The following is an 18,550-nucleotide window of genomic DNA, read 5'->3' as shown; positions in this document are numbered from 1 at the left end:
CTTCCTATTCAAATTATAAACTTGTACGTACAATTATTCCAGATCTAATTCCGCATATGTTGAACTTGTCATTCTATCCTCTGGGTAGTTTCCCTAATGACCAACTCAGGTTTATAGATTCGGGAAGCTGGAATGGATGCTCCGCCGCTCTCAATAAGCTCAAAGAGCATGTTCGCGGCATCCTCTCCCATCGCAAGCTTCGGATGAGTGAGTGTCGTCAGCTTCATCTCGGTTGCCGTAGCCAGCCAGGAATCATCGAATCCCACAATGGATACATCTTGCGGAACAGATAAGCCCGCCTTCCTGATCACCTCGAGCAGCCGAAGAGCAAGCTCATCGTTGTAACAGACGAGCGCCGTTGGACGCTTGCCTTCAGGGCGACCAAGCAGCTCTTCCGCGATTTCAATAACCCGACCTGCCTTCTCCTCTGTACGATAAGAGACAACAAAGTCAGGATGAAGCTCCGCACTTTCTTCCTGATGCGCTCGCATGAATCCTTTCAAACGCAGAATCCCTTGCAAATCATCTGTTTTAAAAAAGCCCGCGATATGACGATGCCCCAGATGAAGCAAATGCTCCGCCGCTGTAAATCCGCCTTCTTCATCGTCAATGACAAGCGTTGGGCAGCTGATCTCTGGATATCTGGCGTTAATCATTACATAGGGGATACGCCGGTTGTTAAGGGCTAGGAAATAGGCGAGGTTCGGATTTCCCTCCGCACTCTTGGTCGGCTCAATGATCAGGCCGCTAAGCGGTTGGCTAGTCAACATCGAGAGACTTTCCCGCTCCCTGCCCTTGTCATTGTCCGTGCTGGAGAGCAGCAAGCTGTAGCCTCTGGCCCGCACAGCCGCCTCAGCTCCGCGTACGATATGCGGGAATATATAATCGGAAATGTATGTCGTTACTAAACCAATCGTCTTTGCTTCTGCATAATGCTCGTCCTTCGGATTAGCAACAAATGTCCCCTTCCCTTGCATCCTATATAACCGGCCTTCCTGCTCCAGCTCGCCGAGCGCCTGCCTCACTGTCTGCCGGCTCATCCCGAACTGCTCCGCTATCTCGTTCTCGGACGGCATCTGATCATCAGGCTGAAGCTTCCCCTTACCCATCAAATCCAATATCTCTTTCTTAAGCTGTACATACTTAGGAAGCTGTTTCTCTTTCATCCGCTCGTCCCCTGTTCACTTGTCTGCTCTAATTAGTATAGCATCACACTCACTTGTATGTACATGTCAGAAATGATAGCTCGCAGCATTCATTCTTTGGCTTGATCTAAAAAAACATAAATGTGTTCATACTATATAAGGAAACCATATCCAACATATTTGTTATGAGGAAGTGAAGCGTTTATTGATGACAAAATCAGCAGCTGATCAAAAAACAGAACGAGAAGGTAACTCTCTGTTCCTAACCATGAAAATTGCAGCATGGTTATCCCTTATAATCGGTGTGGTGTTGTGTCTGGTCAATTATGATGATTTCAGCGACAATAACAGATCATTAATGGCTGGAATCGGCTTTTTGGTCGGCAGTGTGTTCATCTATACAATTGGTACGGCGATCAACCTCGTGCACAAACGCAAAACTGAATCCGAATGAGCAACTTCATAGCTATTGAATTCGAATAAGGGCTGTTTCCAACACAATGGAAGCAGTCCTTCTTTTATTGAAATGACCCACAACAAAAGCCGCTGTAATATTGATCCGCATTCCGGGGAAAATTAAGTTAATCCGAGGTGATGTTTAGGAGATGAGGAGCTTATGAATAACTCAAAGATCATGCGGCTGCCCGCCACAATCGGCGTCATAGCAAGCGCCATCATGCTTACATCGGGTTGCAAGTCGATGATTGTCTTCGATCCGAAGGGGCCTATCGGCCACCAGCAGCGCGACCTGATCTATATCACAATGCTGCTATGTCTAATCATAGTGGTTCCAGTGTTACTAATAGCAGCCTGGATCGTATGGCGCTTCCGTGACAAGAAGGGCAACAATGCGCCATACCAGCCGATATGGTCCCATAGCACCAAACTAGAAACCATCTGGTGGAGCATCCCGATCATCGTCATCTTGATCTTGGCCATTGTGACTGCACGCTACACGTATGCGCTGGATCCGGCTAAACCGATTACGTCCGATAATAAGGCGATCACAATTCAGGCAACGTCGCTAGACTGGAAATGGCTGTTCCAGTATCCGGATCAAGGTATCGCAACCGTCAACTATCTGGTCATTCCGGAGCGTACGCCGATTAAGTTCGAGCTTACCTCGGATGGCCCGATGAACTCGTTCTGGGTGCCGCAGCTTGGGGGAATGATCTACACGATGTCTGGCATGGCGACAACGATGTATCTTCAAGCCGATGAGACCGGTAATTATATGGGTACCGGAGCTAACTTTACAGGACGTGATTTCGCGAAAATGGGCTTTACCGCCAAAGCGATCAATCAGACGGACTTCGATAAATGGGTGTATGAGGCGAAGGCAAGCGGGAATGCGCTATCCGAGGATGGGTATCAGAATCTTGCAAAGCCCGGGACTTCTGACCGGATGACCTTCGCTTCTATCCCGTCCGGCTTGTTCGAGAGAATTGTCCATGTCTACTCCATGAGCCGCGGTGCACCACCGGGATACACCCGGAAGGCACAAACACTCAGTGGAGAAAAAGCAGCCGAGCATTCTGAAGGCGGCCAGCTGCCGCCCGGCAATAACGCACAGAAGGATTCCCCTGACGTAGGCAGCTTCGGCTCCGGGCATTCCTATCATAAATTGGACAACAAGCATATGTATCATGGCAAATGAGAGGAGAGGCTTCCATGATTGACCAAATAACAGATTTCGTCTCGTGGTTCTTTGTCACGGGCGATCCGTTGATTTACGGTGCGGATGTGGCGATCTCGCTGACGACGGCGGCGATCGTCTTCGTGCTCAGCTATTTTGGCAAATGGGGCTGGCTGTGGCGGGAATGGCTGACGACTGTCGATCATAAGCGCGTCGGGATTATGTATATCATCGCTTCGCTGCTTATGCTGTTCCGCGGCGGCGTCGATGCGCTCTTGATGCGGACGCAGCTCGCTTTTCCCGATTTGAAATTTCTATCGCCGGAGCACTACAACGAGGTATTCACCACGCATGGCGTCATCATGATCCTGTTCATGGCGATGCCGCTCATGTTCGGCCTATTCAACATCGCCGTACCGCTGCAATTGGGAGCGCGTGACGTTGCATTCCCGTTCCTGAACTCGCTTAGCTTCTGGCTGTTCTTTATCGGCGCGATGCTGTTCAATATGTCATTCGTCATCGGCGGCTCGGCGAATGCCGGTTGGCTCTCCTACCCGCCGCTCTCAGAGATGACGGGCAGCCCGGGTGTTGGCGAAGACTTCTACATCTGGGGCGTTCAAATTTCCGGTATCGGATCGTTGATGACGGGAATTAACTTCATCGTTACCATTGTCAAAATGCGAGCTCCCGGGATGACCTGGTCGAGGGTGCCGATCTTTACGTGGTCGGTACTCTCCAGCTGCATTGCGATCATAGTTGCGTTCCCTGTCCTGACGGTCACACTGGCGCTGCTGTTCTTGGACCGCTTTCTAGGGGCGCACTTCTTCACGATGGACGGCGGCGGCAACGCCATGATGTACGTTAACCTCATATGGATGTGGGGCCATCCGGAGGTTTACATCGTCGTTCTGCCCGCCTTCGGCATTTTCTCCGAAGTCGTTGCTACGTTCTCGAAGAAGCGCTTGTTTGGCTACGGATCCATGGTGTTTGCGATGTTGAGCATTAGTCTCATGGCGTATTTCACGTGGCTCCATCATTTCTTCACGATGGGTTCAGGAGCCAACGTCAATATTTTCTTCGCGATATCAACGATGATCATTGCGATTCCGACAGGCGTGAAAATATTCAACTGGCTGTTCACGATGTTCCGCGGCCGGATCTCGTTCCAAACACCGATGCTATGGACGATCGCATTCATTCCATGCTTCGTCGTCGGCGGCATGACTGGTGTGATGCTTTCGGTAGCGCCTGCGGATTTCCAGTTCCATAACAGCTATTTCTTAATTGCTCACTTCCACCAGGTACTCATCGGCGGGGTTGCTTTCGGTTACTTTGCAGGCTTGTATTATTGGTGGCCGAAGATGTTCGGCTTCAAACTGAATGAAACGATCGGCAAATGGGCGTTCTGGATATGGAACATCGGCTTCTATGTGTGCTTTATGCCTCAGTATGTGGTCGGTCTCGACGGCATGACCCGCCGAATCAATTCGTACGGCTGGGATACGGGCTGGTGGGCGCTTAATTTCACGTCGACCATCGGCGGCTTCCTTATGGGCATTGGCTTCCTGTTCCAGGTGTGGCAGATCGCACATAGTATCAAGTTTATGGAGAGAGACACGACTGGCGATCCGTGGGGAGCCCGCACGCTGGAATGGTCAATTCCATCGCCAGCGCCGCTCTATAACTTTGCGACCACCCCTCTCGTTACAGACCGAGATGATTGGTGGGAGGAGAAGGAACGCATCGCCGCAGGTACAATGCCTAAGGCGAAGCCAGCGCTCGAGCCTATTCATATGCCGAAGAATTCGCCGATTCCTTTTATCCAATCTATCTGTTGGTTTACAGTTGGCTTTGGTCTTGTGTTTCACTGGCTCTGGATCGCGATCCCCGGTTTCATTGGCATTGCGCTGACGATGCTGGCACATTCGTTCAACTACGATACCGATTACTATATACCTGTAGATGAAATCAAGCACACGGAAGCAAAGGCAGGGAGGGTTGTCTGATGGCGCACGCTCACAATCATAGTTTGACGCACGAGGGAGGCCATGATGGCCATCACGATTTGGAGGAGCTTCGTAAATTCGGCTTCTGGATATTCCTGATCACCGACTGTATCTTGTTCGCTACTCTGTTTGCAACCTTTCTCGTCCTTCACGAGAATACGGCAGGCGGACCTGGGGCCAAAGAAATCTTCGAATTGCCAGGCGTCATCGTCGAAACGTTCATCCTTCTGACGAGCAGCTTCACAAGCGGTCTGGCTGTGCTAGCCATGAATGCGGGCAGTCGGAAGGGACTGTTAGGCTGGCTTGTTGTAACGATCCTGCTCGGTGCCTGCTTTATCGGTATGGAAGTGACTGAATTTCTGAAGCTTGTACACGAGGGGCATACGATTCATTCCAGCGCGTTTCTGTCCGGCTTCTTCACGCTTGTTGGTACGCACGGGCTGCATGTCTCACTTGGCATCTGCTGGATCACCGCATTGATTATCCAGTTATCCCGTCACGGAATTACACCGGTCACACAGCGAAAAGTACATATTACAAGCTTGTATTGGCACTTTCTTGACGCTGTCTGGATCTTCGTCTTCACGTTCGTCTATTTAATGGGAGTGATGTGACTTGGCGCAAAATCATACAATCGGACATGGAAATCAGGGAGGCCATGCTGGGCACCACGGCTCGCTGGGAGAGTACGTTATAGGATTTCTGCTGTCCATAATCCTGACTGTTATCCCGATACTTGCTGTCGTGGATAATTGGATGGGGAGGACAGCGACGATCATCTTACTGCTCGCCACGGCGGTTTTGCAATTTGCGGTGCAGCTGCTGTTCTTCATGCACTTGCGAGAAGAGAAAGGGCCGCGTTATAACCTCGTAACGCTCATTCTTGGGTTGATCATCGTAATTGTGGTCATATATGGTTCCATTTGGATTATGGATCATAATAAGATGTATTAGGTTATTGATTATTAAAGCCATCCTTCAAGTATGAGGATGGCTTCTTTTTTGATGGATACTCCCTAAGACTCCTTTACGAGGGTTAATGCATTTCATATAGACATCTGGAAACGCCTATGTTTAAATGATTTGGTATTACATCCATACTCTAGGAGGCATTTTATTGAAACGACTGGCAATCATGTTGACTGTGATTCTGTTCTGGCTAACAGGAAACACAGCAATAGAAGGACACGCAGCAGCAGCTTCGAGCGGAATAGGTCCAAGTAATCCTATTAAGAAATGGACATTGGATATGAATAGCAGGGATCCCGTCGTCTTCGGGAATGACGGTACGATCTATTCGGGCGGTGAAGGGCTAAACGCGATCTCGCCGTCAGGACAAGTATTGTGGTATTTTGATTTGCCAAATGTCAATTATCACAGCACGAAACCGGCAATCGGCCGAGATGGCACTATTTATATTTCATTTAATGGATTCACGGGGGATCCCCATAATGATTTGGCAGCCGTCAATCCCGACGGTACACTCAAATGGACGTACAGTTCGACAACCCGATTAACGGCTCCTGCCGTCAGCCCGGACGGTACCGTTTACGTACAAAGTGGCAAAGAGCTTGCCGCCCTTAACCCGGACGGCACTGTTAAATGGTCCATCGATCACGGCAACATCTATGAATTCAAAACGATGCCTGTTTTCTCTTCCGATGGAACCGTATATATTGGAACCGACGGCGATGGTTTAACGGCGATTGCGCCAGACGGAACCGTCAAATGGAACAATCCAAAGACCGGAGACGCTCCATACGTCGGCGCCGACGGAACGATATACGCCTACGATTCTTGGGGGGATATTAACTTAATCGCGCCAGATGGTACGGAGAAGCGAAGAATACAATATCGCGAGCCCGGCTTTGGTCCTTTAGCTCCGGTATTCACGGTAGCGAAAGACGGAAGCGTGTATATCGGCGACGGCGATCAGATGAAGGCCTATGATGCGGAAGGAAAGCTAAAGTGGACCTTTATTACCGCAGAAGGAGTTACTTTTCTCGATAAAGGCCGCGCTGAACTCAGCAGACCTGTCATCGGTCCTGACGGCACAATCTATTTCGGCAGCTATGACGAGCATGTCTATGCCGTTGACGCCGCTGGTAAACTGAAATGGATGTATTTTGCCGGAACGGGAGCGGTCTTTCATTACGGTCAAGTGTGGGATCACAGCTACTTTGAGCTCGGCATCATCCCTTCTGTCGCACTTGGCCCGGATGGTACGCTGTATGTCAGTTCGGAGGAACTCGTCATGGCTGACGAGCAGCATCCTGGAAACATAGTCGGAGGGTACCCTCGTCAGTTAATCGCGCTTGGAGATCAAGGCGGTACGCCTCCCAACCCGCGGATCATCCCTGAACCCTCTTATGTAACAGCAACGACCGGCAAGTTTCTAGTCGGAGTGGTTGATCATTCAAAATATCTTATTGCGAACGCGAAGATAGAAGTCATTAACGAGGCAGGCGAAGTTGCTGCTACAGGTGTAACAGATGCGGGAGGCAATGCTTCGTTCACGCTTGAAAAAGAAGGCCTCTATACGATACGTGCTTCGCAAGAAGGGTATGAAGCTTCGTCGGTTCAAGCAAGACTGCTTCTTGGTCAAAGCCGTGGAGTAGGTATCATGATGAAAGAGATCTTTACGGGACCTCTGTTTGGCGTTCTTGTTACAGATCCTAGCAGTAAGGCTGCAATATCAGATGTGAAAGTGACGATCGTCTTCACAGATACTGGCGCTGAATTCACCTCGGTGTCCGACAGCACTGGCTCGGCCACCTTCTACAATTTACCTGATGATGGGGAATTTTCAGTAAAGGTAGAGAAGCAAGGATTTGTGTCCCATTCCGATGGTCCGTATAGCTCCAAGTACTTCCCATTGTTTGTTGATGAGATGCTAGTTGCGCCATCCATAACCATTAAAGTCGTGGATGGAGATGGAAATCCCGTTCGATATGCCCAACTGTATAACCTAGATGTAGGCATGGTCGGCCCTCAGGTCGACGAAAATGGCATAGCAACGGTAACTAATGTCCCTTCCGGCACATCCCTGACGATTCAAGCATCGAACTACGGGCTAACCGAACAGACTACGGCAAACCTTAAAGTTACCGATACGAAACGGGAATTTACAATTGTCATCGGAGCGAAGAACACGAGTGTAGAGACACCGACTTCTACCACACCCGGCCAGCCGGCACAAGGAGCAGGCGCAACTTCCGGTGCGCGAAACACGGTCTTTATCAATGGGAAAGCCCAGAATTTCGGCACGAGCCCTATTCAAATCAATGGAATGACATTTGTTCCGATGCGAGGCATTTTCGAGGCACTCCACGCGACAGTCAAATGGGACCAGGCCACGAAGAAAATTACCGCTTTTAGAGGTACAACTACGATCTCATTAACGCTCGGCAGCAAAAAAGCCCTCATTAACGGACAGCAAGCTACGCTGCAACAAGCGTCGTTTGCCAAGAATGGGACCACCTTTGTACCGCTTCGCTTCATCAGTGAAGCGCTGAAAGCATCTGTGAAGTGGGATGCGAAAACCGGAAATATAGACATTACCTCTCCAGTGAATTAATTAATTTCTTACGCCGCCCGATGCAATTCTTATTAGAATTGCATGGGGCGGCGTTTTTTCATGCCTCGTCGAGCCTCGATGTGCAGCTGCTTTTGAAACCATAAAAAAAGGACCTTGAAGAAGTAACTCCTTCAGGCCCTGATTTTTCGTATATTTAAAACTTCATCTTTATCATGAATAAATAATAATAGATAACGGGTAATCCTATGATAACCGATAAAACTGTGATTGCAGTATGTACTTTTTTCTCATCTCGTAATATAAATCGGAAACACTTATACGCTATAATGCCAATCCATCCACCTAAACCATTTAGAATGATATCATCAATATCGGCTGTTCCTATGCCGAGAAGTCCCTGTATCAATTCAACAAATAAACTCACTATGAATATAAACAACAGATTGTCTATGACCCTTTTATTCTTCTTAAATACAGACAAATATAAGCCAAAGGGAATAAAAATAAAGATATTTCCAGCCACATTCCCAAAAGCGAATTTTTTTAAATTAGCAGAGCTGCCGGATATGAATTCACTTATGCTATAAAAAGGAATGAGATTGATTGACCGAACTACAGTCCTTTGGCTACTAAATAACTCCGTAATCGAAACTCTCGATAAGAACAATATTTTAATGAGCAAAAAGATGTAACAGATGAAAACACCATATAAAATAACGGTTTGTAATCGTATTCGTTTATTCATAATAGCTCCCTTTTTTTCATCTTAACGCCGAGATTAATGATTAGTATGAGCACGAATCCCCGTCTAGAGTCGAGGATGTTACAAGAACTTGCGGCGGATTCGCCGGGAATCAAACTATAATATGATTAGTTCAGAATATGATACTCACGCGTTGGTATAAAAGGAGGCCCGCACACCATGACGTGTGTTCGTTTTTTCATAAATAGCTATTAAACATTACTTAGTACTAATTAATGTTTATGACCGTACTCGCACTAGCAAAATCATCAATATAATTTACAAACCCGATGAAATATATGGAGGCCGCACACAATGAATCAAGTTAAAATTTCGCAACTGAAACAATCGATTTCGCCTTTCGAGAAACCTGAACTAAAAACAAGTGTTAGACAGCTTGCCAATACTCTAGTCCCGCTTCTTTTTCTTTGGTATGCTGCCTATGCGAGTCTATCCTATTCCTATTGGATTACGCTCCCGCTGACATTTATAATTGCTGGATTTTTAGTCCGGACATTCATCATTTTTCACGATTGTTGTCATCATGCCTTTTTTAAAAACAGTAAAGCCAACGACATTCTTGGAATGATATTAGGTGTTATAACTCTCTTTCCTTACCAACAATGGAAGCATAGCCATTCCATTCATCATGCAACTAGCGGTAATTTGGATAAGCGTGGAACCGGCGATATATGGCTGCTTACCATTCAGGAATATTGTTCAGCTCCGCTACGAACAAAGCTTTTCTACCGCATGTATAGACATCCATTCGTGATGTTCTTAATCGGTCCGATCGCCGTTTTCCTTCTCAAAAACAGATTCAACCGTAAAACAGCTAAACGTAAAGAACGCTTGAACACGTTTATTACCAATGCTTCTGTTATTGCTTTATATGCGGTTTTGACTTGGGTTGTTGGCTGGGAGGCTCTCCTCATGATACAAGGTCCCGCTTTTCTTATATCCGGATTGCTCGGCGTGTGGTTGTTCTACGTTCAACATCAGTTTGAGGATTCCTACTACGAAAAAGACGAAGAATGGAGCTTCGTCCAGGCCGCTATTGACGGAAGCTCATACTACAAGCTGCCTAAGCCGCTGCAATGGATTACAGGCAATATCGGTTTCCATCATGTTCACCATTTATGTCCGAAAGTACCGAATTACAATCTGGAGAAAGCCCATCATGCTTCTCCGCCCCTGCAGAAGGTGACAACGGTTACGCTCGGAACGAGTTTCAAGTCGATTCATTACCACTTATGGGACGAAACTAACCATTCGTTCGTCAGCTTCCGCGATCTTAGAAATATTGGGAAAACGGTAGATCAATAAATCCTTGGGCACCGCAAATACGATAACTTAATTCCGTGTTTCTCAAGTAAGCCAAGTTGACGCCTATTAAGGAAGCTTATTGAAATACGCAATAACGAATTGACGGAACAGCCGAACCTCCGGGGGCATATAGTGCTTACTCGACCAGACTAAGCCCCAATGCGATACGCAGCCTGGATCGGAAATTCGAATCCGATGGGGCAGCTGATCCCGCCACCTTAGCCAACCTAGTTCGGGAACCAGGGTAACGCCTAGACCCTGCTTGACCAAGGGCACCATCGCATCCGGTTCCCCCACCTCGATCGCGAAGTTCGGTACGAACCCTTCATTGCGGCAATACTCCTCAATCATTTCCCTCGACCAATATCCCCGATGCATGCTGATGAATCGCTCGTTCTCCAGTTCCTTGATGGACACGCTCTTACGTTGCGACAACTGGTGCTCCTTCGATACGATCAAATATATCGCTTCCGTCCTAAGGAGACTCCACTCCAGATGGGCGCCTTCCATAGGAGACTGGGTGATACACAGATCGACTTTCCCGTGATCGATGCCGCCAGCTTGATAATGCCCCGGTTCATCCCCGACATGTCCCGCACTTCCCGTACGCTCTCGTCGATCGATTGCAGAATGTGCTCCACGCGCTCAAGGAACACTTGGCCGAATCGGTTCAAGCGAATCGCCCGTCCTTTCCGGTCGAACAGCGCGACTCCGATATCCTCTTCCAACCGGGCGATCGTCTGACTAAGAGACGGTTGAGCGATATTCAGTTCCTCCGCCGCCTTCGTCATATGCTCGAGGCGCGCTACGGTTTGAAAATATTTTAGCTGCAGCAGCTCCATCCCGCATTTCCTTCCCTAATAGGATCAACCCAATATCATATTGATCTTACGTATTATACAGCATCCAACCGCGGATTTATAATAAGGACGCATTCAATCTACCTCTCACCCTACTTTAAGGAGATGTTCTATATGAAAGGCCAATTGGTTTGGATGACCGAGCCTATGAAATTCGAAATCCGTGAGTACGACCTTCCGAAAGTCGAACCGGAAGCGGTGCTGCTGGAAGTGCTTCAGACGAACGTCTGCGGATCGGATCTGCATATCGCCAAGGGCGACATGCCGCATCTGTGCAATGGAGGCATCGGGCATGAAATGGTCGGACGTGTCATCGAGATGGGCGATCGCAGACAGACCGATAGCGCCGGCAACCCGCTTAAGGTCGGCGATCGCGTCGTACCTTGCTACTTAGTCACTTGCAACAACTGAACGTTCTGCTTGAAGGGACTGTATGCCCGCTGCGTCAACGCCAGCAAATACATGCTACAAAAACAAGAGGTTGCCCCGCACTTCCACGGCGCGACTTACGCGACCCACTATTACGTGCACCACGATCAATATTTCTACAAAGTGCCGGATAACGTTACGAACGCGGAAGCATCGAGCGTCAACTGCGCGCTCAGCCAAGTGTACTGCGCGATCGACAAAGCCGGCGTGAAGCCCGGCGACACCGTCCTGATTCAAGGCGCGGGCGGTCTCGGCCTTAATGCATGCGCCGTTGCTAAGGAACACGGAGCTACGGTCATCATCGTCGACGGCGTTGCCTCCCGACTGGAAATGGCTAAACGCTTCGGCGCCGACCATATGATCAACCTGTCGGACGGTGCGACGGACACGTTCGACAAAGTCGTCGCCCGCGTGAAGGAACTGACGAACGGACTCGGAGCCGATGTCGGCATCGAGGTCGCCGGCATTCCGATCGCCTTCGCGCAAGGTCCCTACTTGCTCCGCACCGGCGCTAAGTATATGGTCATGGGCAATATTAGCATGGGTCGCAAAATCGAAGTCGATCCCGCCTTTATCGTCCACAAGTGCATCGAGATTATCGGCGTAGCCGGATACGAGCCGTCTTACCTGTACAAAGCGCTTCAATTCTTGGAAAGAAACGTGAACAAATATCCGTTCAATGAACTGATCGACGCAACCTTCTCGCTGGAGGAAGTTCCGACAGCCATCGAGAAATCCCTTAACCGCGAAGTAACGCGCGCGTCCATCGTCGTGAACGCCTAACCTACGGAGGAATAAATATGACTCAATTGTACCCTATGCAAGAGAAGTACGGTCATTTCTACGGCGGCGAGTGGCATGCCCCGGTGAACGGTCGCTACTTCGACGAATATAATCCATCCACGGGCGCGAAGCTCGCTTCGTTCGCTCGCGGCGATGAAGATGATGTAAACTTGGCCGTTCAAAGCGCCGTCGAGGGCTATAAAGCCTGGTACGCGCTGGACGGCGCGACGCGCGGCAGAACGCTGATGAAGCTCGCTCAACTGCTCCGCGACAACAAGGAAGCTCTCGCCTACTGGGAATCCGTCGATACCGGCAAGCCGCTCGCCATAGCTACCCACGAAGTGCTCGGCTGCGCTACGACGATCGAATATACGGCGGGCATGGCGGATAAAATATTCGGAACGGTCATTCCGGACGGCAACAATTCGTTGTCCTTCACGACCCGCGAGCCTTACGGCGTAACCGCGCACATCACGCCTTGGAACGGTCCTCTCACGATCGCTTCCAGAGGACTGGCATCGGCGCTTGCCGCAGGTAACTCTATGGTCATTAAGGTCGCCGAGCATACGAACATCACGACGCTCGAGCTCGCGAGACTGTGCATGGAAGCCGGCATGCCGGCAGGAGTCGTCAACGTTGTGACGGGCTACGGCAACGAAGCCGGTTCCGCGCTCGTTAACCATCCGGACGTGCGCAAGATCGCCTTCACGGGATCGGTACAGACCGGCCAGAACATCATGAAGGCCGCCGCGGAGCGTATCGTCCCCGTGCTGCTCGAGCTAGGCGGCAAGTCGCCTAACATCGTATTCGAGGACGCGGATCTGCAAGCGGCGGCGATAGCCTCGCTCAGAGGGTTCGTCCTCAATAGCGGTCAAGTGTGCGCAGCGGGCACGCGTCTGCTCGCGCAGCGCTCCATCGTGGACGAGCTTGCGGCAACGATCGGCACGGCCGCGAAGCAAGTCAAGATCGGCGACGGACTCGACAATCCGACGATCGGTCCGGTTATCTCCGAGAAGCAATTGCAACGTATCCAGCATTATATTCAGGTTGGCCAAGACGAAGGCGCCGAGCTCGTGTGCGGCGGCAACCGACTGACCGATGGCGCATACGCGAACGGCTTCTTCGTAGAGCCTACGGTATTCAAGAACGTATCGAATGCGATGACGATCGCCCGGGAGGAAATCTTCGGTCCCGTACTGTCGATCATTCCGTTCGATACCGAAGAAGAGGCGATCGCGCTCGCCAACGAGACCGAGTTCGGACTCGTGTCGGCTGTATGGACGACCAACATCCACCGCGCGCTGCGCGTCGCGAAGCGTATCGAAGCTGGCCAAGTTTATATCAACGACTACTTGCCGCGAGGCTCCGAAAGCCGGCCGTTCGGCGGGTACAAGAAGAGCGGCATCGGCAGAGAAGGCGGCGTAGACGGCATCTATGAGTTTACGCAGCTCAAATCTATTGTCATCAAGTAATCCTACGACGAACCGCCGGCCTCCCCTATGGATGCCGGCGGTTTCTATTATGCTGGCGTTAACCTTCTTGCGAATTTCTTTCACGTTTATGCATAATCTTAGATATTTCATGTTACTGGATATTCGACCACAAAAAAGGCTGCCTTCACCGGCAGCCTTCATTCAAAACCTATTTCTTCTCTTCTTTTATTTTAAACATCGTCTGTGTATGATCGACGAAATCTTCAACTTCCTTCTGTACTGCTTGCTTCTTCTGATCTGCTTGCTCTTGTGTAATATCGCCTTCTGCTTTAACTGCATCGATTTTCGCAGTGAAATCGGACATAAGCGCTTCGATTAGCTTTTGACGTGAGACACCATGATCCTTAGCGATATCGGCAAACGATTTGCCTCCTTGGACCTGATCAGCGAAAGTTGCTTTGTCTATGCCGAGCAGTTTTAAAGCAGCTTGCAAGTTAAATTCACCAATGCCCTGCTCTTTTTCTTCTTGCTCTTTATTAAGAGGAGTTGTGAAGATACGCTCTGCTTCCATCGCGGCTTTTTTCTTCACGTTCTCCTTTTCATCAGCTGTAAGATCCTTTGAATTCTTCGCCAGAATTTCATCACTAATTTCCTTTGTTAACCCATCAACCAACGGCTGGAGCGCAATGCCCTTCTCTTTCGCAATGTCAGCTAGCGACTTACCCGCTTCAAGTGCCTTCTGGAAAGCTTCTTTATCTAGACCAAGCTTAGAAGTAGCGATTTGTTGAAAATCAATTCTAATTCCTTCGTCCGGGTTTCGTTTACCATCCTTGCCCTGTGCAGCTGCAAAGCTCTCTTTCTTCTTAAATAGCGTCTGTGTATGGTCGACGAAATCTTCAACTTCTTTAAGTACTGCCTGCTTCTTCTCATTTGCTTGTTCTTGAGTAATATCACCGTTTGTCTTACCTTCATCGATTTTGGCGTTTACTTCGGACAATAGCGCATCGATTAACTGCTGACGCGTTACACCGTGATCCTTCGCAATATCGACGAATGATTTACCCGCATGAACCTTTTCAGCGAATGCAGCCTTGTCGATTCCGATTAATTTTAGTGCTGCTGCTAGATTCCAGTCGCTACCTTCTTGCTTAGTACTCTCCTTGTTAAGCGGTTCTGTGAAGATGCGTTCTGCTTCCATTGATGCCTTCTTCTTCACATTCACATTCTCCTTCTCCTGAGCTGTAAGATCCTTAGGATCGAGATGCGCTAATATCGCATCACTAATCTCCTTCGTTAGCTCATCAATCAGCGGCTGAAGCGCTTTACCTTTTTCTTTCGCGATATCTGCAAGCGATTTACCTGCTTTCTTAGCATGTTCGAAAGCTTCTTGATTCAGGCCGAGCTTAGATTTAGCGATTGTTTCCAAATCTAATTTTAACTTATCGTCTTTTCCTGGACTTGGTTTCTCTCCTTCCTTACCAGCTGGCTTTGTCTTCTGAGCATCTGCATAGCTTGCCTTCTTGTCATCCTGTGATTTTCCATTTAGGTTGTCTGCCGCATAAGCGGTTACCGGCACTGCGATCGCGATTAGCAGCGCTGCGCCAGCGAGCTTCCAATTTTTCTTCATTGTATTATCCCTTCTTCTTCTTGAATTTGCCATCCATATAATCAGGAGGCTACATGGTTTAAGATAAAGAAACATTCTGAAAAGAATCTGAAATACTCGGAAGTGATACACGAAACGTCGTACCGACCTGAGGTGTACTCCACACTTCTATTTTTGCCCGATGTGCGTCAACAATTTGTTTCGCAATCGCAAGGCCGAGGCCAGTTCCTTCCGACCGGCGTGTCCGGGCTTTATCCATTCGATAAAATCGTTCGAAAATACGAGGCAGGTGCTCATTCTCAATACCAATACCCGTATCTCTGACAATAAAGGATACTTTCTGAGGATTCGTTTCCAAGGAGACGATAACACTGCCGCCTTCCCTGTTGTACTGAATCGCATTCTCGATCACAATTAAGATAAGCTGACGGATGCGCACCTCATCCGCTTGAATCATTGCATCGTCCACTCCTGATCCACTTTGGCGATTCTCCCATATCAACTTCACATGCTTTGAAGTCGCAATGGGCTCTAATTGTTCCATTACTTGGAGGATTGTATGACGCAGAGAAAATCGTGATAAGACCAACTCAATCCGTCCGCTATCACTTCGCGCAAGCACAAGCAAATTATCGACTAACCGGCTCATATGATGGATTTCCCGCCCAGTCTTCATAAATACATTACGATGGAAATCAGGCAGTTTGTCGCTCTCCTCGTCTAGTACCTCGTAGGCAGATTTCAAAATACTAAGCGGTGTCCGAAGTTCATGCGACGCATCGGAAGTGAATTGTTCCTGTCGATGGAACGCTTGTGATATCGGTCCCATCGCGCGCCCCGCCAATATATAACCGGCAGCCCCTCCGGCGGCTAACATAAGCAAGGCGAACCCTGCAAACGCCCATCGTAGCTGACTTAAAAGATCGGTATCACTGGTGACTTCCTGTGCAACAATTATTCTATAGTCGTTGATTTTACTATTTGAAAGTATAGTTCCACCGATACGAAAGGTTCTTCCATTAGCGCTTACATTTCGGTAAACATTATCTGGTTCCGCGTGGAGGCTAGGTAGGAGCGCCGTTAGTGGAAAGTTCACCCCAGACGAGTTCTTGTTAGATGGTGAGGATTGAAATATCATTTCACCGTTCGGATCGAGCAACCATGCCATTTGGTTAAGCTGTAAGCCTCCTGGTTCGTAAAACGAGTTTACTTTCTCCCTTTCCACCGAAGGATCGAACAACGCATTTCCTTTTGGAGACTCGATTAGCTTCTGAAGCTCAGCCTCATACTGATTGCTTAAAGATTTAAGTTGATTGTCTTCTGTCGTTGTCAACATTTGCTGTACCATCCATAAAGAAAAAATGGCGGAGATCATCAGAATAATACCAATAGTAAGTGAGAACTCTCGCGTTAGCCGAGTTCGTGTCCGTTTAAACATGGATCTCATTCCCCACCTATCATAAACCGGTATCCAGCGCCATAAACGCTTTGGATGCATTTTGTTTCATAAGGTCCGTCCATTTTTTTGCGAAGTAATCTTATTGTAGCGTCGACGACGTTAAGCGTCACATCCGACGCAAGCCCCCATACTTGATCAAGCAGTTGCTCTCGTGAAAGGACTTGTCCAGCATGGCGCATCAAACAGACGAGCAATTGAAATTCGCGCCTTGTCAATATAATTGCCGTTCCTCTACGGGTTACTTCGAATCGGCTCATGTTTGCCGTTATATCTCCTAAGCTGAGTGTATCCGATGAATGGTACCCCCGATCCTGCCGCCTGAACAAGGCGAATAACCTTGCTTCCAGTTCCTCAAATGCAAAAGGCTTAATCATGTAGTCATCTGCCCCTGCGCGTAACCCCTCCACTCGGTCTTGAACTGCATCTCGAGCCGTCAATAGCAGAATCGGAGTATGATCTTCCTTCCTGCGGATCTCCCTTACAAGTTCTAAACCGGTCAACTCAGGCAACATCCAATCTAGTACATATACGTCATAGCGACCAGTAGATATTGCTTCCTTCGCCTGGTGGCCATCTTTCATCCAATCGACAACATGATATTGCCGTTTCAACTGATGCTCGGTTAGCTCACCTAGCGTCTCATCGTCCTCAGCAAGTAATATTCGCATAATTAACTATCCCCCTTGCAAAAGACATCATAGATAAAAAATGTACCAATCAATTCTGAAATAAACATGAAAAAAAACATAAGTTTAAAACATAAGGGCTTGGTGAAGTTATTAAATATTTCTCCTTTATAATCGTTCAGTACCCTTCAATTAGTGAAGGAATATAATATAGCCAAGACCCCTGACAAAGAGAAAGCTAGAATCAAGAAGTTGCGAAGGAGCCTAAATGATATGAAATCTTACGAGCACTTGAAGGACAAACTCGTAGAAATCAAACTTGCCGGAAACACAATTAAAGGTAAGTTATATGATGTAGGGACAGATTTTATCGTAATTTACACGAATATGGAATTTTTCTATTTGCTTGATGAACACATTCAAGAGGTTCGAATATGCCAATGGAATGAGGAGGAGCAGATTAACACCCCTCCGCAAAGCCCATTCTTTGATAATACCAAAGTCATTTCAACTAAAGAAATATTCATGAATGCGCGTGGCAAGATGCTGCAAGTCATGGTATTCGGCGGAATTGGAATCCATGGATACATCCTTCATATTTTTGATGATTACATCCATTTTCAATCCATTGTTCTAGGTGATCTTTATATTCCAACCAAACATATCAAAGGTCTCGTTATCGCATCTTCCTCTTCACCCTCGACTCCGTTACCTGAAATGAAGAAATTACCAAAGTTAAAATCGGCTGAAGCCGAACACGTTAAATTTATAGACCGCTTGTCCAAATCTACTGGAAAAGTCGCCATTTTTAATCAGGGGGCCCCAGTATTCAACGTTGGTAAAATCGTTCAAATGGATGAAAATGTTGTTCACATTACAAATTTAAATGGAACTACAGTCTATATAAGTACTGATCATATCAAAACCATTCACGTCCTTGATTAATCACAAAAATAACCCC

The 18,550-nt window shown here is 48.1% G+C and carries 16 protein-coding genes and 1 pseudogene; 11 read left to right on the top strand and 6 right to left on the bottom strand.

All coding sequences use genetic code 11. The features are described 5' to 3' along the window. Positions 1–68: 68 nt before the first annotated feature. Positions 69–1,166 (bottom strand): GntR family transcriptional regulator, encoded by a 1,098-nt coding sequence (locus BMY11_RS00620; protein ID WP_090572541.1) that lies wholly within the window; start codon positions 1,164–1,166, stop codon positions 69–71. A gap of 187 nt (positions 1,167–1,353) precedes the next feature. On the opposite strand from BMY11_RS00620, the gene BMY11_RS00615 reads away from it, so the two are divergent. The 6 genes from BMY11_RS00615 to BMY11_RS00590 all read left to right on the top strand — a co-directional run bounded on the left by BMY11_RS00615 (position 1,354) and on the right by BMY11_RS00590 (position 8,364). After that, positions 1,354–1,599 (top strand): hypothetical protein, encoded by a 246-nt coding sequence (locus BMY11_RS00615; RefSeq protein WP_090572540.1) that lies wholly within the window; start codon positions 1,354–1,356, stop codon positions 1,597–1,599. A 162-nt stretch (positions 1,600–1,761) separates the two neighbouring features. Further along, positions 1,762–2,802, top strand: coding sequence for a ubiquinol oxidase subunit II (gene cyoA, locus BMY11_RS00610; RefSeq protein WP_371262743.1), 1,041 nt, complete (start codon positions 1,762–1,764; stop codon positions 2,800–2,802). 14 nt (positions 2,803–2,816) lie between these two features. Beyond that, positions 2,817–4,787, top strand: coding sequence for a cbb3-type cytochrome c oxidase subunit I (locus BMY11_RS00605; protein WP_090572539.1), 1,971 nt, complete (start codon positions 2,817–2,819; stop codon positions 4,785–4,787). Then, a complete protein-coding gene (gene cyoC, locus BMY11_RS00600) occupies positions 4,787–5,401 on the top strand; it encodes a cytochrome o ubiquinol oxidase subunit III (RefSeq protein WP_090572538.1) in 615 nt (204 codons plus the stop codon). The genes BMY11_RS00605 and cyoC overlap by 1 nt, the downstream gene beginning before the upstream one ends. Position 5,402: 1 nt before the next feature. After that, a complete protein-coding gene (gene cyoD, locus BMY11_RS00595) occupies positions 5,403–5,741 on the top strand; it encodes a cytochrome o ubiquinol oxidase subunit IV (protein WP_090572537.1) in 339 nt (112 codons plus the stop codon). A 163-nt stretch (positions 5,742–5,904) separates the two neighbouring features. Continuing rightward, positions 5,905–8,364: a stalk domain-containing protein gene (locus tag BMY11_RS00590; protein WP_177182431.1), complete on the top strand. Its 2,460-nt coding sequence runs from the start codon at positions 5,905–5,907 to the stop codon at positions 8,362–8,364. 154 nt (positions 8,365–8,518) lie between these two features. Here the strand turns inward: BMY11_RS00590 and BMY11_RS00585 are convergent, their stop codons facing one another. After that, positions 8,519–9,070, bottom strand: coding sequence for a VanZ family protein (locus BMY11_RS00585; RefSeq protein WP_090572535.1), 552 nt, complete (start codon positions 9,068–9,070; stop codon positions 8,519–8,521). A 312-nt stretch (positions 9,071–9,382) separates the two neighbouring features. On the opposite strand from BMY11_RS00585, the gene BMY11_RS00580 reads away from it, so the two are divergent. Next, complete coding sequence (locus BMY11_RS00580) at positions 9,383–10,393, top strand: Delta(5) desaturase DesA (RefSeq protein ID WP_090572534.1); 1,011 nt, start codon at positions 9,383–9,385, stop codon at positions 10,391–10,393. Between the two features lie 66 nt (positions 10,394–10,459). On the opposite strand, the pseudogene BMY11_RS00575 reads toward BMY11_RS00580, so the two are convergent. Next, positions 10,460–11,235: pseudogene (locus tag BMY11_RS00575) on the bottom strand (LysR family transcriptional regulator). 132 nt (positions 11,236–11,367) lie between these two features. On the opposite strand from BMY11_RS00575, the gene BMY11_RS29150 reads away from it, so the two are divergent. Genes BMY11_RS29150 through BMY11_RS00565 form a run of 3 tightly spaced genes read left to right on the top strand, consistent with a single transcriptional unit; the run spans position 11,368 to position 13,937 of the window. Next, positions 11,368–11,664, top strand: coding sequence for an alcohol dehydrogenase catalytic domain-containing protein (locus BMY11_RS29150; protein WP_256217250.1), 297 nt, complete (start codon positions 11,368–11,370; stop codon positions 11,662–11,664). A gap of 51 nt (positions 11,665–11,715) precedes the next feature. After that, positions 11,716–12,465 carry a zinc-binding dehydrogenase gene (locus BMY11_RS00570; protein WP_256217249.1) on the top strand — a complete coding sequence of 250 codons (750 nt, stop codon included), beginning with the start codon at positions 11,716–11,718 and terminating at the stop codon, positions 12,463–12,465. Positions 12,466–12,482: 17 nt separating this feature from the next. Further along, positions 12,483–13,937: an aldehyde dehydrogenase family protein gene (locus BMY11_RS00565; RefSeq protein ID WP_090572533.1), complete on the top strand. Its 1,455-nt coding sequence runs from the start codon at positions 12,483–12,485 to the stop codon at positions 13,935–13,937. A gap of 169 nt (positions 13,938–14,106) precedes the next feature. Here BMY11_RS00565 and BMY11_RS00560 read toward each other — a convergent pair whose 3' ends face one another. From BMY11_RS00560 to BMY11_RS00550, 3 genes are read right to left on the bottom strand one after another with little or no spacing between them, the layout of a single operon-like run. Continuing rightward, on the bottom strand, positions 14,107–15,600 hold the full coding sequence (locus BMY11_RS00560; RefSeq protein WP_143069183.1) for a hypothetical protein: 1,494 nt from the start codon (positions 15,598–15,600) through the stop codon (positions 14,107–14,109). Then, the gene (locus tag BMY11_RS00555; RefSeq protein WP_177182430.1) at positions 15,584–16,942 is read right to left on the bottom strand and encodes a sensor histidine kinase; all 1,359 of its coding nucleotides are present in this window, start codon (positions 16,940–16,942) and stop codon (positions 15,584–15,586) included. The genes BMY11_RS00560 and BMY11_RS00555 overlap by 17 nt, the downstream gene beginning before the upstream one ends. 5 nt (positions 16,943–16,947) lie before the next feature. Then, positions 16,948–17,631 carry a response regulator transcription factor gene (locus tag BMY11_RS00550; RefSeq protein ID WP_090572530.1) on the bottom strand — a complete coding sequence of 228 codons (684 nt, stop codon included), beginning with the start codon at positions 17,629–17,631 and terminating at the stop codon, positions 16,948–16,950. 231 nt (positions 17,632–17,862) lie between these two features. Between BMY11_RS00550 and BMY11_RS00545 the strand changes: the two genes are divergently transcribed. Continuing rightward, a complete protein-coding gene (locus tag BMY11_RS00545) occupies positions 17,863–18,534 on the top strand; it encodes a hypothetical protein (protein WP_090572529.1) in 672 nt (223 codons plus the stop codon). Positions 18,535–18,550 lie beyond the last annotated feature (16 nt).

It is taken from the genome of Paenibacillus sp. OV219 (assembly GCF_900110075.1).
Taxonomy (GTDB): domain Bacteria; phylum Bacillota; class Bacilli; order Paenibacillales; family Paenibacillaceae; genus Paenibacillus_Z.
Note: the sequence above shows the minus strand (reverse complement) of the source record. Positions and strands in the feature narration are given on the sequence as shown.

What these genes read in the sequence shown, in the direction of transcription:
- BMY11_RS00620 (WP_090572541.1), bottom strand. Translation starts at nt 1,166, where the DNA reads ATGAAAGAGAAACAGCTTCCTAAGTATGTACAGCTTAAGAAAGAGATA.
- BMY11_RS00615 (WP_090572540.1), top strand. Translation starts at nt 1,354, where the DNA reads ATGACAAAATCAGCAGCTGATCAAAAAACAGAACGAGAAGGTAACTCT.
- cyoA (WP_371262743.1), top strand. Translation starts at nt 1,762, where the DNA reads ATGAATAACTCAAAGATCATGCGGCTGCCCGCCACAATCGGCGTCATA.
- BMY11_RS00605 (WP_090572539.1), top strand. Translation starts at nt 2,817, where the DNA reads ATGATTGACCAAATAACAGATTTCGTCTCGTGGTTCTTTGTCACGGGC.
- cyoC (WP_090572538.1), top strand. Translation starts at nt 4,787, where the DNA reads ATGGCGCACGCTCACAATCATAGTTTGACGCACGAGGGAGGCCATGAT.
- BMY11_RS00585 (WP_090572535.1), bottom strand. Translation starts at nt 9,070, where the DNA reads ATGAATAAACGAATACGATTACAAACCGTTATTTTATATGGTGTTTTC.
- BMY11_RS00580 (WP_090572534.1), top strand. Translation starts at nt 9,383, where the DNA reads ATGAATCAAGTTAAAATTTCGCAACTGAAACAATCGATTTCGCCTTTC.
- BMY11_RS29150 (WP_256217250.1), top strand. Translation starts at nt 11,368, where the DNA reads ATGAAAGGCCAATTGGTTTGGATGACCGAGCCTATGAAATTCGAAATC.
- BMY11_RS00570 (WP_256217249.1), top strand. Translation starts at nt 11,716, where the DNA reads ATGCTACAAAAACAAGAGGTTGCCCCGCACTTCCACGGCGCGACTTAC.
- BMY11_RS00565 (WP_090572533.1), top strand. Translation starts at nt 12,483, where the DNA reads ATGACTCAATTGTACCCTATGCAAGAGAAGTACGGTCATTTCTACGGC.
- BMY11_RS00560 (WP_143069183.1), bottom strand. Translation starts at nt 15,600, where the DNA reads ATGTTTCTTTATCTTAAACCATGTAGCCTCCTGATTATATGGATGGCA.
- BMY11_RS00555 (WP_177182430.1), bottom strand. Translation starts at nt 16,942, where the DNA reads ATGTTTAAACGGACACGAACTCGGCTAACGCGAGAGTTCTCACTTACT.
- BMY11_RS00550 (WP_090572530.1), bottom strand. Translation starts at nt 17,631, where the DNA reads ATGCGAATATTACTTGCTGAGGACGATGAGACGCTAGGTGAGCTAACC.
- BMY11_RS00545 (WP_090572529.1), top strand. Translation starts at nt 17,863, where the DNA reads ATGAAATCTTACGAGCACTTGAAGGACAAACTCGTAGAAATCAAACTT.